We start from the raw sequence: 15,368 nt of genomic DNA, 5'->3' as shown, positions 1-15,368 counted from the left end.
GGTTCGTTCCCTCGACGCCGGGAGAACGAGGATGGGCACATGAGCGACTGGACTGCCTTCGGACGGGTGGACGCGGACGGCACCGTGTACGTCAAGACCACCGAGGGCGAGCGGGTGGTCGGATCCTGGCAGGCGGGTGCGCCGGAGGAAGGTCTGGCACACTTCGCGCGCCGCTTCGCCGATCTGGTCACCGAGGTGGACCTGACCGAGGCACGGCTCAAGTCGGGTGCGGCTGACGCCGGGCACTCGCTGAGCACGATCCGGCGGATCCGCACCACGCTGCCCGAGGCCAACGTGGTCGGCGACATCGACGCGCTGGCCGCACGCCTGGACAAGCTGGCGACGTTCGCCGAGGAGAAGGCCGGCGAGGCGCGCGCCGCCCGGGACGCCGCGCGCGTCGAGGCCCTGGCCCGCAAGACCGCCCTGGTCGAGGAGGCCGAGAAGCTGGCCGCCGAGTCCACCGGGTGGAAGACCGCCGGGGACCGGCTCAAGGAGATCCTCGACGAGTGGAAGACCATCCGTGGGGTCGACAAGAAGGCCGACGGTGAGCTGTGGAAGCGGTTCGCCGCCGCCCGGGACGGCTTCACCCGCCGCCGTGGCGCCCACTTCGCCTCCCTGGACTCGCAGCGCAAGCAGGCGCAGACCGTCAAGGAGGAGCTGGTCGCCGAAGCGGAGAAGCTCCAGGACTCCACCGACTGGGCCGCCACGGCAAACCAGCTCAAGGACCTGATGACCCAGTGGAAGGCCGCTCCGCGCGCCTCCAAGGAGGCCGAGCAGAAGCTCTGGGAACGGTTCCGGGGTGCCCAGGACGCCTTCTTCAGCCGGCGCAGCGAGGTCTTCTCCGCCCGCGACAACGAGCAGCGCGGCAACCTGGAGCGCAAGCAGGCCCTGCTCGCCGAGGCCGAGGCGTTGGACATCGACGCCGACCCGAAGGGCGCCCAGGCCAAGCTGCGGGAGATCCAGGCCCAGTGGCACGAGGCCGGTCGGGTGCCCCGCGAGGCGGCCGCCGGGCTGGAACGGCGTCTGCGCGCCATCGACGACAAGGTCCGTGACGTGATGGACTCGGCGTGGCGTCGCACCACCAAGGAGGACAACCCGCTGCTCGCCCAGATGCGGGCGCAGGTGGCGGAGGCCGAGGACCGGCTGGCCCGGGCGCAGAGCGCCGGGGACGCACGCCGGATCAAGGAGGCTGAGCAGGCCCTCGCCTCCAAGCGGCAGTTCCTGCAACTCGCCGAGCAGGCCGGCTGAGCTGACGAGTCCGGAGCCCCCGGTCCCTCGTGGGACCGGGGGCTCCCGCGTGTCCAACCCGCACCCGACCGCGCCGCCGGGGGCCAAGATCCGCGCAAGTTAAGGGATGTTGCTGCCTCCGGCGAGCGGTAGACAGCAACATCCCTGATGTTGCGCGGATCTTGCCGAAGGCGGGACCGCAGGGGACGGTGGGGAGCGGGGTGGGTGGGGGCGCAGGTTGACGCATTGACCTGGGCTGATCAAAGTGAGCGACGGAGTCAGGTAGGGCCACCGGATCGAGGGCGACGAAGGCGGAGCAACAGCCGTCGAGGGTCGCTGGTGAGCCTGCGCGAGTGACACGTCCGCGTGACATGGGCCGTCGGTCACCGTGGGCTTCACCGCCAACAGCACGGCCAGCGCGCCGGGCACCGTGAGACTCAACGGCACCAGCTGCTGAACCACCCGGGACGGCCGGTGCGTACCGCACCGGCCGTCCCGGCCATTTACATCAAGGTTCTTCTATGCTTTCATCGGGAAAGCGCTTGCCTCTTCGTCGGTGGGCGCGAGCGCGGGAGCCGCTTTCCTTCACGAACCTGCACTGGCGGGCCCGAGGACCACTGGTCCCGGCCGAGACTCGCCGCCCACGGGCATGGGCGTCGCGACACCTCCGTCCGCCTCACCGAAAGGAAGCAGCATGCGCACAGCACGCCGTCGAACGACGCTGATCGCCACCACGGCCGCAGCGACCGCCGCGCTCGTCACCGCCGGGCTGCTGACCTCCGTGTCCGCCCAGGCGGCCGCCGGCTGCCAGGTGGCCTACTCGGTCGCCAGCCAGTGGCCGGGCGGATTCACCGGAAACGTCACCGTCACCAACCTCGGCGACCCGATCTCCGGGTGGACGCTGCGCTGGTCGTACGGGTCCGGTCAGCAGGTCAGCCAGGCGTGGGGCGCCACCGCCACGCAGAGCGGCAGCCAGGTCTCCGCGACCAACGTCGACTACAACGCCACCCTGGCGACCAACGGCAGCGCCACGTTCGGCTTCAACGCCAGCTGGAACAACTCCAGCAACCCGGCGCCGAGCAGCTTCACCCTGAACAACGTCGCCTGCACCGGCAGCACCACCCCGACCACCCCGCCGCCCAGCACTCCACCGCCGACCACCCCACCGCCGTCGAGCACTCCCCCGCCCACCAACCAGCAACCGTCGAACCTGGTCGGCTGGGCCACCCAGAACGGCGGCACCACCGGCGGCGGCAACGCCGGCACGACCACCGTCAGCAACGCGTCGGGCCTGACCAGCGCGCTGAACGCCACCGGCGCCGCGGTGATCCGGGTGACCGGGACCATCACCTGCTCCGGCATGCTGCGGGTCCGGTCCAACAAGACCATCATCGGCAACTACGGGGCGACGATCGTCGGCTGCGGGTTCAACATCAGCGGCGACCGCAATGTGATCATCCGGAACCTGACCTTCCGCAACTGGAACGACGACGCGATCAACGTGCAGGAGTCGGCCACCAACATCTGGATCGACCACAACAGCTTCAGCAACGGGTACGACGGCGCGGTCGACATCAAGCGCGGCTCGGACTTCGTCACCGTCTCGTGGAACCGGGTCTTCAGCCACGACAAGACCATGCTGCTCGGCCACAGCGACGACAACGCCGGCCAGGACGTCGGTCACCTGCGGGTCAGCTACCACCACAACTGGTTCGACGGCAGCAACCAGCGCAACCCCCGGGTGCGCTTCGGCAACCCGGTGCACGTGTACAACAACTACTACCGGGCCAACGGCGGCTACGGCGTGGCCTCCACCGAGAACGCCGGCGTGCTCGTCGAGGGCAACTACTTCGAGAACGTCGACGACCCGTACCACCTCGGTGAAGGCGACTCGGGGCCTGGCAGCCTGGTCGCCCGCAACAACCACTTCGTCAACTCGCCCACCGGCCAGGCCGGCGGCAGCGTGGCCAGCATCCCGTACTCGTACCAGCTGGACACCGCGAGCAACGTCAAGTCCATCGTGACGGCGGGCGCCGGCGCCGGCAAGATCACCGTCTGACCGGGGAAGGGCCCCTCGGCGAGGGGCCCTTCCGTGCGGTCAGTGGGTGGCGCAGCCGGCGGTGGGGGCGGGCGCGACCGGCGGTGCGCCGATCGTCGGCAGACCGAGCAGCACCCCCGGGGTACGCGGAGAGCGACCCGCCTCGGCCGCGTCACCGGCCCGGGTACGCCGGTGCGCCACGAGAGCCCCGTCGGCGTTCAGGTGGTGCGGCGCGGCGTAGGTGACGGTGGTGTGCACGATGTCGCCCGGCCGGATCTGACCCGCGAGGGATTCCCCGCCGGGCGTCTCGGTCGCGAAGTGCACGAGCCGACCGTCGCGGGCCCGACCCGACATCCGGCCGGTCCGCTCGTCCTTGCGGCCCTCGCCGACGGCGACCAGCACCTCGACGGTCTCCCCGACGAGGCGCTTGTTCTCCGCCCAGGTGATCTCCTCGACGCAGGCGACCAACCGCTCGTAGCGCTCCTGCACGACCTGCTTGGGCAACTGGTCGTCCATTGTCGCGGCGGGGGTGCCGGGGCGCTTCGAGTACTGGAAGGTGAAGGCCGAGGAGAACCGTGCCTCGCGGACCACGTCCAGGGTGCGTTGGAAGTCGGCCTCGGTCTCACCGGGGAAGCCGACGATGATGTCGGTGGTGATCGCCGCGTCCGGCATCGCCGCCCGGACCTTCTCGATGATCCCCAGGTAGCGCTCGGAGCGGTAGGACCGGCGCATCGCCTTGAGTACGTCGTCGGAGCCGGACTGCAACGGCATGTGCAGCGAGTGGCACACGTTCGGCGTCTCAGCCATCGCGGCGATCACGTCGTCGGTGAAGTCTTTCGGGTGCGGGCTGGTGAACCGGACCCGCTCCAGGCCGTCGATGTCGCCGCAGGCCCGCAGCAGCTTGCCGAACGCGTACCGGTCGCCGAACTCGACACCGTAGGAGTTGACGTTCTGCCCGAGCAGGGTCACCTCCAGAACGCCCTCGTCGACCAGGGCGCGCACCTCGGAGAGGATGTCGCCGGGGCGCCGGTCCTTCTCCTTGCCGCGCAGCGCGGGCACGATGCAGAACGTGCAGGTGTTGTTGCAGCCCACCGAGATCGACACCCAGCCGGCGTAGGTGGACTCGCGGCGGGTGGGCAGCGTGGACGGGAAGACGTCGAGGGACTCGAGGATCTCCACCTCGGCGGTGGCGTTGTGCCGGGCCCGCTCCAGCAGCACCGGCAACGAGCCGATGTTGTGGGTGCCGAAGACCACGTCCACCCAGGGCGCCTTGCGGACGATGTCGCCCCGGTCCTTCTGGGCCAGGCAGCCGCCGACGGCGATCTGCATCCCGGGGTGCTTGTCCTTCACCGGGCGCAGCCGACCGAGGTTGCCGTAGAGCCGGTTGTCCGCGTTCTCCCGGACGGCGCAGGTGTTGAAGACGACGATGTCCGGGGTGTCGTCGGTCGGCACGGCACGCACGTAGCCGGCCTGTTCCAGCAGGCCGGAGATCCGTTCGGAATCGTGCACGTTCATCTGGCAGCCGTACGTCACGACGTTGTAGGTCCTAGCCACCCTCTTGGTGCCCCTTCCCCTCGGGCTACCAGGGTAGCGGCCCGTTCGGGTGCCCCAACCCACCGGCATTGACCCGCCGGCCCATAGCGGGCATCCACGACGGGCAGTACGCTGCACAACAAGGCAGTGTTCTGGGCGATTTCGGGGGCTTTGCACTCGGCGCCGACGATGCGCGGCTCCGTTCACGGGGGAGCACATGACGACCCGCGGGAGGCCAACCGTGACGCGACAAGAGGCGACACAGCGCACCGTCACGACCCCGGACGGCCGGCACCTCGCGGTGGAGACCTCGGGCGCATCGGACGGGCCGGCGGTCTTCCTGCTGCACGGCACCCCGGGCAGCCGCAGCGGCCCCCGACCCCGCGGCATCGTCGTCTACCGCCTCGGCGTGCACCTCGTCTGCTACGACCGCCCCGGGTACGGCGACTCCGACCGGCACGAGGGTCGACGGGTGGCCGACGCCGCCGCCGACGTGGCGGCGATCGCCGACGACCTCGGTATCGACCGGTTCGCCGTGGTGGGCCGATCCGGTGGCGGACCACACGCCCTGGCCTGCGCCGCGCTGCTGCCGGACCGGGTCACCCGGGCCGCCGTGCTGGTGGGGCTCGCCCCGGCCGGCGCACCCGACCTCGACTGGTACGCGGGCATGGCGGAATCGAACATCGAGGACTACGGGCAGGCCGACGAGGACCTGGCCGAGTTGACGCTCAACCTGAAGGTTCGCGCGGACGAGGCCCGCCGGGACCCGATGACGCTGCTGGACTTCCTCCGCCCCCAACTGCCCGACGAGGACATCCGGGTCGTCGACGACGTGGCGATCCGCCGACTGCTGACCGACATGTACTCCGAGGCGCTGCGACACGGCCCCGAGGGATGGATCGACGACGTCCTGGCGATCCGACGCGGCTGGGGGTTCGACCTGGGCGCCATCCGCGCGGAGGTCCGCCTCTGGCACGGCGAGCAGGACCGCTTCTCCCCCGTGGAGCACTCCCACTGGCTCGCCTCGCGGATCCCCCGCGCCGAGGTGCAAGTGCAGCCCGGCGCCGCGCACTTCGGGGCCGTGGAAATCCTCCCGCAGACCCTGGCCTGGCTGGCCACGCCGGACCTCGCGACCAGCCCGCACCTCTGAACGCCCGGCTGGGCGGGCCCGGACACCGGACCCGCCCGCCGAACGACCCGGTCAGATCGTGTGAGGGTCGATCACCCGCACCACGAACCGCCGTTCGCGCAGAGTCCGCACGGTGGGATGCTCCACACCGATCACCTCGGCCAGCCGGTCCGCCACCGCACCGACGTCCTCGGTGGCCGGGCCGTCCCCGGCCCGCCGCGCCACCAGGGCGAGATCGCCGAGGCAGCGCAGCGTGTCCGGGTGGTCCGCACCGATCACCGTGGCCAGCCGGCCCGCGGTCTCCCGCAACCGGTCCCGCGCCGACTCCCAGTCACCCTCCTCGGCGAGGCACACCGCCTGGTTGACCTCCGCCGCGAGGGTGTGCGGGTGGTCCGGGCCGAGCACCTTGCGCAACTCGCCGACCGCCCGGGCCGCCGACGCGAGCGCGTCCGCCCGACGACCCAGCGCACGCTCCGCCGCCGAGATGTTGCTCACCGTCGCCAGCACGTGCGGGTGCTCCGGGCCGAGCCGGAGCTGCTCCTCGAACGCCACGCGCACGGCGTTCATCTCGGCCAGAGCCCGAGCCGCGTCACCCACCGCCAACAGGTTCGCCGCGCGACTCGACCGGCACGCCACCGTGTCCGGGTTGTCCGGACCGAAGCGTTCGTCGAGTTCGCGGTAGGCCGTCTCGAACATCGGTGCCGCCTCGCTGCCCCGACCGGAGCTGCGCATCGACACCGCCAGGTTGACCTGGGCGGCGAGACTCTGGCCGTCATCCGGGCCGAGCACCTCGCAGTACGTGTCGTACACCGTGCGCAGCAGCGTGGCCGACCTCTCGTACTCGCCGGCTTCCCGCAGGTCACTGCCCAACCGCACGGCGGAGACGAGGGTGTACGGATGCGTGGGGCCGAGCACCAGCCGCCGCCGCTGGTGCACCTCGTCGTCCCACCGACGGGCCGACCGGTAGTCACCGACCAGCCGGTACGAGACGGCGAGGTTGTTGGCCGCGCTCAACGTCCGGGGGTGGTCCTCGCCGAACACCTGCAACCACGAGGCGTAGGTGGACCGGTCCCGTTCCAGAGCCTCGGCGTAGCGGCCGAGCGCCCGCAGGTCACCACCGAGGCTGCCGGCCGTCATCAGGCTGTGCGGGTGCAGCGGGCCCAGCAGCCGGCGCTGCTCGGCCAGCACCGCCTCGTCCAGGTCCCGGGCCTCGTTGAACCGGCCCAGGCTGCGCAGGATGTTCGCCCGGTTGAACCGCAGGTGCAGCAACTGTCGGTGCAGCGCCGACGCCTCGACCTCGTCGCGCGTGTCGCCGAGCCGGGCGCTCCAGGTGTCGTCCACCTCCTGGCTGAACCCGTCGGCCTGGTTCAGGCCGCCGCGCTGCCACAGGTAACGGACCCGGTCGATCAGCAGCTGGCACACCGACTCGTCGGGGCAGGTCAACGCCTCGGAGACCTCCAGGTGCGGCCAGAGCATGCGCAACCGGGCCCAGGTGGTCGGGTCGTCCACGTCGCCCCGGGGCCGGGACGCGGCCAGCACCAGGTGCACCTGGTGTCGGGCGGCGGTGATCTCGTCCTCGGTCATCCGGTCGCGGACCACCGCCTGCAACAGCCGGTGCACCTGGACGCGACCGCCCTGGACGTCGAGTTTGAGCAGCGCCAGGCGGTTGATCTGCTGGACCAGGGCGCCGCGCACGAGCCGCTCCGACACCGACGGGTCGAACGGGACCAGGGCCGCCGCCATCTCGTCGCTGTAGATGAGTTCGAGGGCGATCTCCGGGGCCAGCACCGAACAGAGCTGCAACAGCCGGTACGCGGCGGGCGCCTGTTCGAGCAGCCGGTTCAGTGACAGGTCCCAGGTTGCCTCCACGGACAGGGCGCTGGGGCCGTGCCGCTCGATCTGCCGCAGGTAGTCACCGACCGACGTGCCGGTGTCGGCCAGCCAGGCGCCCGCCGCAGCCACCGCGATCGGCAGGTCACCGAGCGCCTCGGCCACCCGGTCGGCCTCCTCGGGGCTGATCGTGGGCACCCGCTGGGCGAGGTGCGCCACGCTCTCGGTGCGGTCGAAGACGTCCACCTGGATCGGGTTCGCCCGGTCACCCCAGGCGCGGTTACGCGAGGTCAGCAGGACGTGCCCGGGGCCCTGCGGCAGGAAGGGCTCGATCTGGTCGAGCTCCTCGGCGTTGTCCAGCACGACGAGCCACCGCTCGTACGGCTCACCACGGCCGAGCACCTGCAGCACCGACCGGACCGTGTCGGGCAGGGTGGGGCCGACGAGGATGCCGAGGCGACCGGCGAGGTCGGCGAGAGCGCTGTCGACGAACTGCGGCGGGTCCGCCACGATCCACCACACCACGTCGTACGCGGCTTTGAACCGGTGCACGTACTCCAGGGCCACCTGCGTCTTTCCGACGCCGCCCATGCCTTGGAGGGCGACCGGCAGCACCACCGCGCTGCCCCCGCTCTGCAACTGCGCGCGCAGCCGCGCCAGGTCGTCCTCCCGGCCGGTGAACCGGGCGTTCCGGTTGGGGGCGTTGAAGATCAACGGCTCGGTGCCGGGGAAACGGGTCGCCCCACCGGCCGGCCCGTCAGCCGACGACGGCACCGGCCGGCCGACCAGCCGCAGAACCCGCTCCACGGCGGTCGCGGCGCTCACGTTGACCAGGTTGGTGGAGCTCTGCGACGGGAACTCCGCCAGCGGGCGCAGGTCGGCGACGTACACGGCCAGGGCCGTGGAGCCGGTGCTCGTGTCGCGGTCGGGCAGACCGCCCGACGGCGTCGCCACGTAGGCCGGCGAGACCACCGTCAGCGTGCGCGGTGCCGGCGTACCGGCGGACCCGACGGCGGCGGTGGGCTCCACCACCCGCAGCCCCGCCGAGCTGAGCACCCGCTCCAGCCACTCGGCCCAGATGGCGTCCTCCGGCGCGTACCGCAGCACGATCTGGTCGTCGATCGCCTCGGTGCGCCGGCGGAACCGGGCCTTGCCCCGCTCCCGCACCGACTCGTCCATCACCGGCAGCGCGGTCACCGCCCCGTCGGTGAGGATCCCCGTCAACGTCTCGAACGCGGCCAGCAGCGACGTCGGCGAGCCCGGCGGATCACCGAACGTGGCGAGGGTCTCCTCGTACGCGTAGAACGGCCGGTACGGGACCTCCACCGCGGCCCAGTAGCGCCGCCGTTCCGCCTCGGTCATGCCGGCCGGCAGGCCGGCGAAGCGGCGCATGGCCAGCAGGCGACCCGCCTCGGCCCGCTCCTTCTCCGCCTGGTCGACCCGCATCGGCACCGGCAGCACCCGGATGTCGCGCCGCCGGTACCGGTCCCGGACCGAGTGCGCCACCCGGGCCGCGCCGTCGATGCCCTGGTCGCTGAGGGTGAAGCAGTCGACAAGGGTGTCCGGCAGGTGCAGGGTGCAGATGTCGGCGACGTCGCTCAACCCCGTCCGACTGTCGATCAGGGTGAAGTCGTACTGGCGTTTCATGTCCGCCCGCAGCGCCTCGAAGAACTGCGCCCCGCCCAGCCGGTTGTAGAAGTTGTCCCAGTCCAGCCCGCTCACGGAGACGGCGTAGTCGCTGTTCTGCCGGCCGGCGGAGAGGAAGTCGAGGCCACCGCCGTCGGGGAAGGTCCACCGCAGCGAGAAGGCGTGCCGCCCGACCCGGGCGTACTGCTCCATCCAGCGGTCCGGCCGGTCGTTGACCCGGGTGGTCTCCCACTCGTAGTCGCGGATCATGTCGATCACGCCGCTGGTGCCCTGGATCGCCTCGGCGTCGAGGAACGGGTGGAAGAAGCGGTGCAGACCCGGTGACTCGAGGTCCCAGTCGGCGACGAGCACCCGCCGGCCGCTGGCCGCCAGGATCCAGGCGACGTTGGCCAGCGCCATCGTCCGGCCCGTTCCACCCTTGAACGAGTAGAAGGTGACGACCTGGCCTTCGCGATCGTTGTTCATCGGTCTTCTCCGTGGGGACGCGGTGGGGCCGGATCATCAGGCGGGGACGCGGGGTCGGTCGGCACGATCGAGCCGGCTGCGGGCAGGCCGTCACGCAGACGCGGCACCGGCTCCGGCGGTGGTTCGAAGGGGACGACCGGGCCGTGCTTGAGGAACTGCCGGCGCGCCTCGGTGACCAACGCCGGCATCAGGTCGACGAACTCCGGCATGTTGCACGCCCGCTTCACCTGGGGCAGACCGGCGTCCTGCAGGAGCTGGGTCACCTCGGTGGCCCAGTGGGTGGCGTCCTGCGTGTCGTCGTCGTCGGTGACCACCAGCGGTACGACCCACTCCCGCAGGCCGCGCACCATCCGGGCGAGGACCTTGGCCGCGTCCGGGGCCGCCGCGATCCACGGGTCGACGAGCAGCACCGCCGGCCGCCGATCGAGCAGCGCCGAGGCCTGCGCGAAGTCCTCCGTCCGGGCCGACAGCCCGAGCCGCTCGGCGGTGCTGGCCGCGTACTCGGCGGCGGGCAGCTGCTGACTGCGCCCGTACGGCCGCCAGAGCCGGCCGCTGGCGGCGTAGCCGGCGGGGTCGCGGTCGGTCGGCAGCCGGTCCCGGGTCGGGGCCAGGACAGCGACGACGAAGTCCGGATCGGACGGCGCCGGGCGGGCCACCTCGTCCAGGCCGGGCGCACGGGACGGGCCCATCGGTCGCCGCTCGGCGGTATGCACGATCCGGCTCGCCAGGCGGCTCAGCAGCAGCTCGTACTGGGTCCGGTAGGAGGCCAGCATGCAGAACGCGCGCAGGCCGTCGGCGGCGTACTCCGGGACGTCCCGGCCCAGGTCGAGGGCGCCGTCCAGCTCCGGGTGGGCCTCCCACGGGGGGAACGGGATCCACAGCACCGGGGTGAGGTGCCCGGCGGTGAGCCGGGCCGGCCCGGCGGCGGCCAGCCGGGCCCGGAAGGACTCCTGCTCCCCCAGTGCCCAGGGGCGGCTGAAGTAGCCGGGTGAGTAGAGCGGAACGAAGACCTCGGCGTCACCGAGCGCCTCGGCGAGCGCGGCCTTCCAGTCGGCGCCCAGCGGGATCTGCTGGTCGAAGAAGCCGATCCGCATCCCGGCCACCGGTCGTGCCTGACGCCGCACCTCGTCGGTCAGGTCGGCGAAGAACTGGCCGACCCAGACGTCGGCGTCGGCCCGGGCGCCCGGCGGCGGCGCCGAGTGGGCGTAGCTCAGGAAGAAGTACGTCCCGCGCGCCCCCGACCGACGCCGGTCCGTCGGCGGGCTCACGCCGGCTCCTCGGCGAACCGGTTGCACAGCTCGTCCACACTCGCCGGCACCCAGGGTTCGACCAGGTAGGACCGGTGGATGGCGACGATCCGCTGCGCGAGCCGCCAGACCACCGCCCGGTACGCGTTCTCCCACTGCATGGTCAGCAAGCCATAGACCCCGTCCCGCTGGTAGTGCACCGCGATGTCGGGATCCGGCATCGCGGTCGGGGAGAAGCGCTGGATGTCGCGGAGCACCCGAGGCAGTGCCGTGCCGTTCGTCGGCGACCAGGTGACCGGCACGATCGCCGTCTCGTGCACCGACGCGGAGCTGTGTCGCGGGGTGATCCGTCGGCGGGAGAACGCGTCCCACTCCCGGCCACACCACTCGCTGCCGAGCAGCGCGCTGGACACCAGCGGAACGAAGACCTGGCAGGTGCCGGCGGCCTGGAGCAGCTCCGGGCTCCAGCGTTCGCCACCGGCGATGGACGTGTCCAGGAAGCCGGCGTCCACGCCGGTCACCGGGCCGACCAGCTCGCTGACGTGGACGGAGAGGTCCTCGAAGAAACGGGAGACGTACTCGGCGGGTTTGCCGGTGGCCCGGCCGACCGGTGCCCGCGAATAGCTGATGAAGAAGAGCGGGGCGCGCGCTCCGGAGGGTGCGTCCACTGTGCTCACCGCTGCCCCTCCGCCCTCCCCACGCGGCCGGAACATCAGCGTAGTCCCCGCGTCAACGCCGCGCCGCCAACCGGTTCGCGGCGAACCAGGCAGTCGCGAAGTCGACAGCGGCCCGCGCCGGCAGCAGACGGGCGTCGGCCCGCCCCACCCGACCGTGGCGCACCAACGGCGTCTCGTCGAGCGCGGCCCCCACCTTCGGGAAGTCCCGGTCGTCCAGGTCGAGCGCTCGAAAGTCGAGGCGGACCCGCCGCCCGTCGACCAGCCGGAAACAGTGGTAGTCGCGCTCGGGCGGCGGCACCGGCAGCCGGTACTCGGCCAGGTGCAGGGCGCTGCACGCCTCGTAGCCGAGGCCGAGCAGCAGGATCTGCCCGTCCGCCGCGTAGAGGCCGCCCACCGGTGAGCGTTCCCCCAGGTGGCAGGTGAGGTCGTGACCGTCGGTGAGCTGCCGGGCGCGGGGGCCGAGCGCGGCGAACGAGGTCTGCGGATGGTCGCTGCGCACCGCCCCGGGAGTGCACCGGACGTACTCGGCGAGCACACCCATCCGTTGCGAGGGGGTGCTGCGCCGATCCCAGCCCGGCAGCGCCGCCTCGTACCGCTCGCGCTGCGCCCGGTCCATGCCCGCAGTGGCAGCCAGGTGGGCGCGGGAGGTGGTCGAGTTGCCGTCGGTCTGGGTGGGCACCAACAGCGTCCCGGCCGGGCCGAGGACGTCGCGCAGCGCGCCGGCGAGGGTCGCGGGGCCGTGCTCCAGCGGGCCCACCCGCCGCAGGCCACAGTGCACCAGCAGGCACACCCCCGGGCGTACGCCCAGCGCCCGCAGGTCGTCGGCGATGCGGGAGCGGCCCAGGCGTGGCGGTGGCTGCTCATCCGGACCCGACACGGGTCTCCTCCAGCGCGTGGCGCAGCTGGCCGACGAACCGCTCCCCCGCCGCCGTGAGCGACCGGCTGGCCAGCAGCGCCTCGACGCCGTCCCGGGTCCACGCCCGGAAGTGGGCCGCGTGCGCCGACGCGTCCGGATCGTCGGTGTCCGCCCGGGACCGCCAGACCTGGGTGACGGCGAGGTGGGCGTACACGCCCTGCAGAACGCCCTCCGGTGGTCGCGGGTCAGGGCGCCAGGGCACCCGGATCGGGGTGCCCTGGCCGGGTTCGACGAGGTCGTACAGGTCGAGCACCGCGCCCAGCTTCGCGTGCTGCCACTCGTGCACGAGCAGCACCGCCATCGTCTCCGGGTCGGGATGCGGGGTGACGGCGACCGCGCCGAACGCGTGCCGGGCGGTCGCGCTGCGCAGCGGTCGCGCCGGGTCGGCGGCCAACGGAACGACGGCACGCAGACCGCCGTCGAGCGCCGCCGCGTGCGCCGGCACGTCCCGCCGCACGACCCGCCAGGCGTCGGCCAGCGTACGGCCCAACGCCCGCGCGGCCGAAGCGTCCAGGCGGGGTTCCACCGGCTGGCCGTAGCAGTCGCGGTACGGGTCGCCGTCCTCGAGAAGCACCCGGCCGCCGGGCACCGGCACGTCGCGGGTCGGCAGCCAACCGGTCGACGGCGGCGCCAGCGGATCGAGGGACACCGTCCGCTCGACCGACCCGACCCGGGCCCGGAACTCGCCGGGCCCGACGGTCACCTCGGCGCTCTCCCCCGGGCCGGGCAGCACCAGCTCGCCGAGCGTGGGCACCGTGATCGCGCCGGCCCGCAGCGGGACGCGCACCGTGGCCGGGACGCCGGCCCGCAGGGCCGCGGCGACGGCGAGGGCCGGCAGTGGGTCGAGCGCCGCGCCGAGACCGGGCAGGGCCGCCGGGTCGAGGCGGTGCACCAGCGCGGGCCGGACGAAGGGGTGCGCCAGGACCGCCCGGACCGCGTCCGGGGCCGCCTGGTCGAGATGGACGAGCAGGTCCCAGGCGGCAGTGCTGCCGAACCGGTCCCGGCAGACCGCCAACAGCGCTCGGGTGATGGAGAGCTGGGTGGCGGTGAGCAGCGCGAGCGTCGACGTCGACCCGTGCCCGGTGGCCAGGTCGTCGAGCAACTCGTCGACGGGCGCGGTGGCGGACCATTCGCCCGGCCCGGATGGGGTGGCGGGCCGTTGGCGCGGCACGGATGGGGTGGGCGGCGGGTAGGCGTCCACCGCGTCGATCAGGCCGAGCAGGTCGGGGCAGTACACCGAGGGGTTGTCGAAGCCGGAGCCGGTGCGCCAGCGGTGGGCGTACAGGCCGCCGCCGCACCTGTCGACCACCGGGCAGGCCCGGCAGGTCGCGCAGAGCCCGCCCACGCCGTCCTGCCGGACCGCGACCCCGGGGTGCCGCACGACCTCGTCCACCGGGTGGTCGAACACGTCGAGCCCGGTGCCGGCCGCGCCGTGGTACGCGGTCTTCAGCGAGTCGACCTGCTCCCAGGCGCCGTCCGTCTCGATGACCAGCACGTCGGCCGGCGCGAGACCGAACGCCTCGGTGCCGCCGCCGCCCGGGCGCAGCGCCTCGAACATGCGGATCGACACCGGCCGCCCGTCGTCCACCCACCGTCGGTGGATCCGCCCCAGCCACCGCGCGTACGGGGTGGGGTCGGGCCCGGGGCGAAGTGGCGGGTGGTCCCAGGTGGCGTGCGGCAGCAGCAGATCGACCCGGGGTGGGCGCTCGGCCAGCAGCGCCTCGTACACCCGGTCGGGATCGTTGCGGACGTCGACGGTGCAGAGGATGCCGGCGTAGCTGGCGCGGTGTTCCGGCCGCCGGAGCAGGGCCAGCGCCCGGCGGACCTGGTCGTGGCTGCTGCCACCGTGGGAGAAGACCCGGTGCCGGTCGTTGGCGGCGCGGTCACCGTCGAAGGACACCCCGACCCGCACGTCGTACTCGACGAAGAGCCGGCACAGCTCCTCGTCGAGCAGCACCCCGTTGGTCTGTAGGCGCAGGTCCAGTCGGGCCCAGGGGGTGATCGCCGAGCGCAGCTCGGCCAGCACCTCCCGCAACCCTGCGGCGCCCAGCAGCAGCGGCTCACCCCCGTGCAGCACCACGTGCACGACCGGCACCCCGTGCTCGCGGGCGTGCTCGGCGATGCGCCGCGCGGCGCGGCGGACCGTGGCCGGCGGCATTCGCGCCGGGCGGCCACGCCAGGTCTGGTCGGCGTGCTGGTAGATGTAGCAGTGGTCGCAGCTGAGGTCACACCGGCTGTGCACCTTCAGCACGAACTGGCTGATCCGCCGGCAGGATCCGCCCACTCCGGGTGGACCGCACCGGCAGACCATCACTCAGATGGACGAGTTGAAGGCGGCGACGGCGACGACGCCGGACGGCACGGAGCCGGTCGTGACGACGCGCCTGCGCACCGCCTCAACCAGATCGGCGTGCTCGACAGCGATCCGTTCCAGCGGGGTGTGCAGGCTACGGGTGAGATCGTCTAGGTCGGGACGGGTGGGGCGGGCGGGGGCATGGTCCACAATGAGTCTCCGGGGGCCCGGGGCGCTGGGAGCGCGAGCGGCGGCTGTGGCTCGAACGGCTCTGGTCCGTGACCAGGATAGACAAATATCGACCCAGTGTCACCGTCGGTACCATCGCCGGCACGGCGAGTGGCAGGCCACGGTGCACGAAGAAGG

Annotated in this window: 10 protein-coding genes; 3 read left to right on the top strand and 7 right to left on the bottom strand. The window is 72.6% G+C overall.

Going from position 1 to position 15,368, the window contains the following annotated elements:
* Window positions 1–39 precede the first annotated feature (39 nt).
* Both QSK15_RS08505 and QSK15_RS08500 read left to right on the top strand, forming a co-directional pair.
* Complete coding sequence (locus QSK15_RS08505; protein ID WP_285793644.1) at window positions 40–1,248, top strand: DUF349 domain-containing protein; 1,209 nt, start codon at window positions 40–42, stop codon at window positions 1,246–1,248.
* Between the two features lie 673 nt (window positions 1,249–1,921).
* Window positions 1,922–3,286: a pectate lyase family protein gene (locus QSK15_RS08500; protein WP_285793643.1), complete on the top strand. Its 1,365-nt coding sequence runs from the start codon at window positions 1,922–1,924 to the stop codon at window positions 3,284–3,286.
* Window positions 3,287–3,325: 39 nt separating this feature from the next.
* On the opposite strand, the gene miaB is transcribed toward QSK15_RS08500, so the two are convergent.
* A complete protein-coding gene (gene miaB, locus QSK15_RS08495; protein ID WP_285793642.1) occupies window positions 3,326–4,819 on the bottom strand; it encodes a tRNA (N6-isopentenyl adenosine(37)-C2)-methylthiotransferase MiaB in 1,494 nt (497 codons plus the stop codon).
* A 220-nt stretch (window positions 4,820–5,039) separates the two neighbouring features.
* On the opposite strand from miaB, the gene QSK15_RS08490 reads away from it, so the two are divergent.
* Window positions 5,040–5,948, top strand: coding sequence for an alpha/beta fold hydrolase (locus QSK15_RS08490; protein ID WP_285793641.1), 909 nt, complete (start codon window positions 5,040–5,042; stop codon window positions 5,946–5,948).
* A 51-nt stretch (window positions 5,949–5,999) separates the two neighbouring features.
* Here the strand turns inward: QSK15_RS08490 and fxsT are convergent, their stop codons facing one another.
* From fxsT to QSK15_RS08460, 6 genes are read right to left on the bottom strand one after another with little or no spacing between them, the layout of a single operon-like run.
* Entirely contained in the window at window positions 6,000–9,869 is a 3,870-nt protein-coding gene (fxsT, locus tag QSK15_RS08485) for an FxSxx-COOH system tetratricopeptide repeat protein (protein WP_285793640.1), read from the bottom strand.
* Complete coding sequence (locus tag QSK15_RS08480) at window positions 9,866–11,137, bottom strand: TIR-like protein FxsC (protein ID WP_285793639.1); 1,272 nt, start codon at window positions 11,135–11,137, stop codon at window positions 9,866–9,868. Before QSK15_RS08480 ends, fxsT begins: the two co-directional genes overlap by 4 nt.
* Window positions 11,134–11,793 carry a TIR-like protein FxsC gene (locus QSK15_RS08475; protein ID WP_285793638.1) on the bottom strand — a complete coding sequence of 220 codons (660 nt, stop codon included), beginning with the start codon at window positions 11,791–11,793 and terminating at the stop codon, window positions 11,134–11,136. Before QSK15_RS08475 ends, QSK15_RS08480 begins: the two co-directional genes overlap by 4 nt.
* A 52-nt stretch (window positions 11,794–11,845) precedes the next feature.
* On the bottom strand, window positions 11,846–12,670 hold the full coding sequence (locus QSK15_RS08470; RefSeq protein ID WP_285793637.1) for an AAC(3) family N-acetyltransferase: 825 nt from the start codon (window positions 12,668–12,670) through the stop codon (window positions 11,846–11,848).
* Window positions 12,654–14,993: an FxsB family cyclophane-forming radical SAM/SPASM peptide maturase gene (locus QSK15_RS08465; RefSeq protein WP_285793636.1), complete on the bottom strand. Its 2,340-nt coding sequence runs from the start codon at window positions 14,991–14,993 to the stop codon at window positions 12,654–12,656. Before QSK15_RS08465 ends, QSK15_RS08470 begins: the two co-directional genes overlap by 17 nt.
* A gap of 30 nt (window positions 14,994–15,023) precedes the next feature.
* A complete protein-coding gene (locus tag QSK15_RS08460; protein ID WP_285793635.1) occupies window positions 15,024–15,212 on the bottom strand; it encodes a hypothetical protein in 189 nt (62 codons plus the stop codon).
* Window positions 15,213–15,368 lie beyond the last annotated feature (156 nt).

Origin of the sequence: Micromonospora sp. NBRC 107095 (assembly GCF_030269705.1) — a bacterium.
Classification (GTDB): Bacteria; Actinomycetota; Actinomycetes; order Mycobacteriales; family Micromonosporaceae; genus Micromonospora; species Micromonospora parva.
This window is presented reverse-complemented; position numbering and strand designations above follow the sequence as displayed.

Excerpts from the sequence above, each read along its gene's own strand:
- QSK15_RS08505 (WP_285793644.1), top strand. The coding sequence starts at position 40 with ATGAGCGACTGGACTGCCTTCGGACGGGTGGACGCGGACGGCACCGTG.
- fxsT (WP_285793640.1), bottom strand. The coding sequence starts at position 9,869 with ATGAACAACGATCGCGAAGGCCAGGTCGTCACCTTCTACTCGTTCAAG.
- QSK15_RS08500 (WP_285793643.1), top strand. The coding sequence starts at position 1,922 with ATGCGCACAGCACGCCGTCGAACGACGCTGATCGCCACCACGGCCGCA.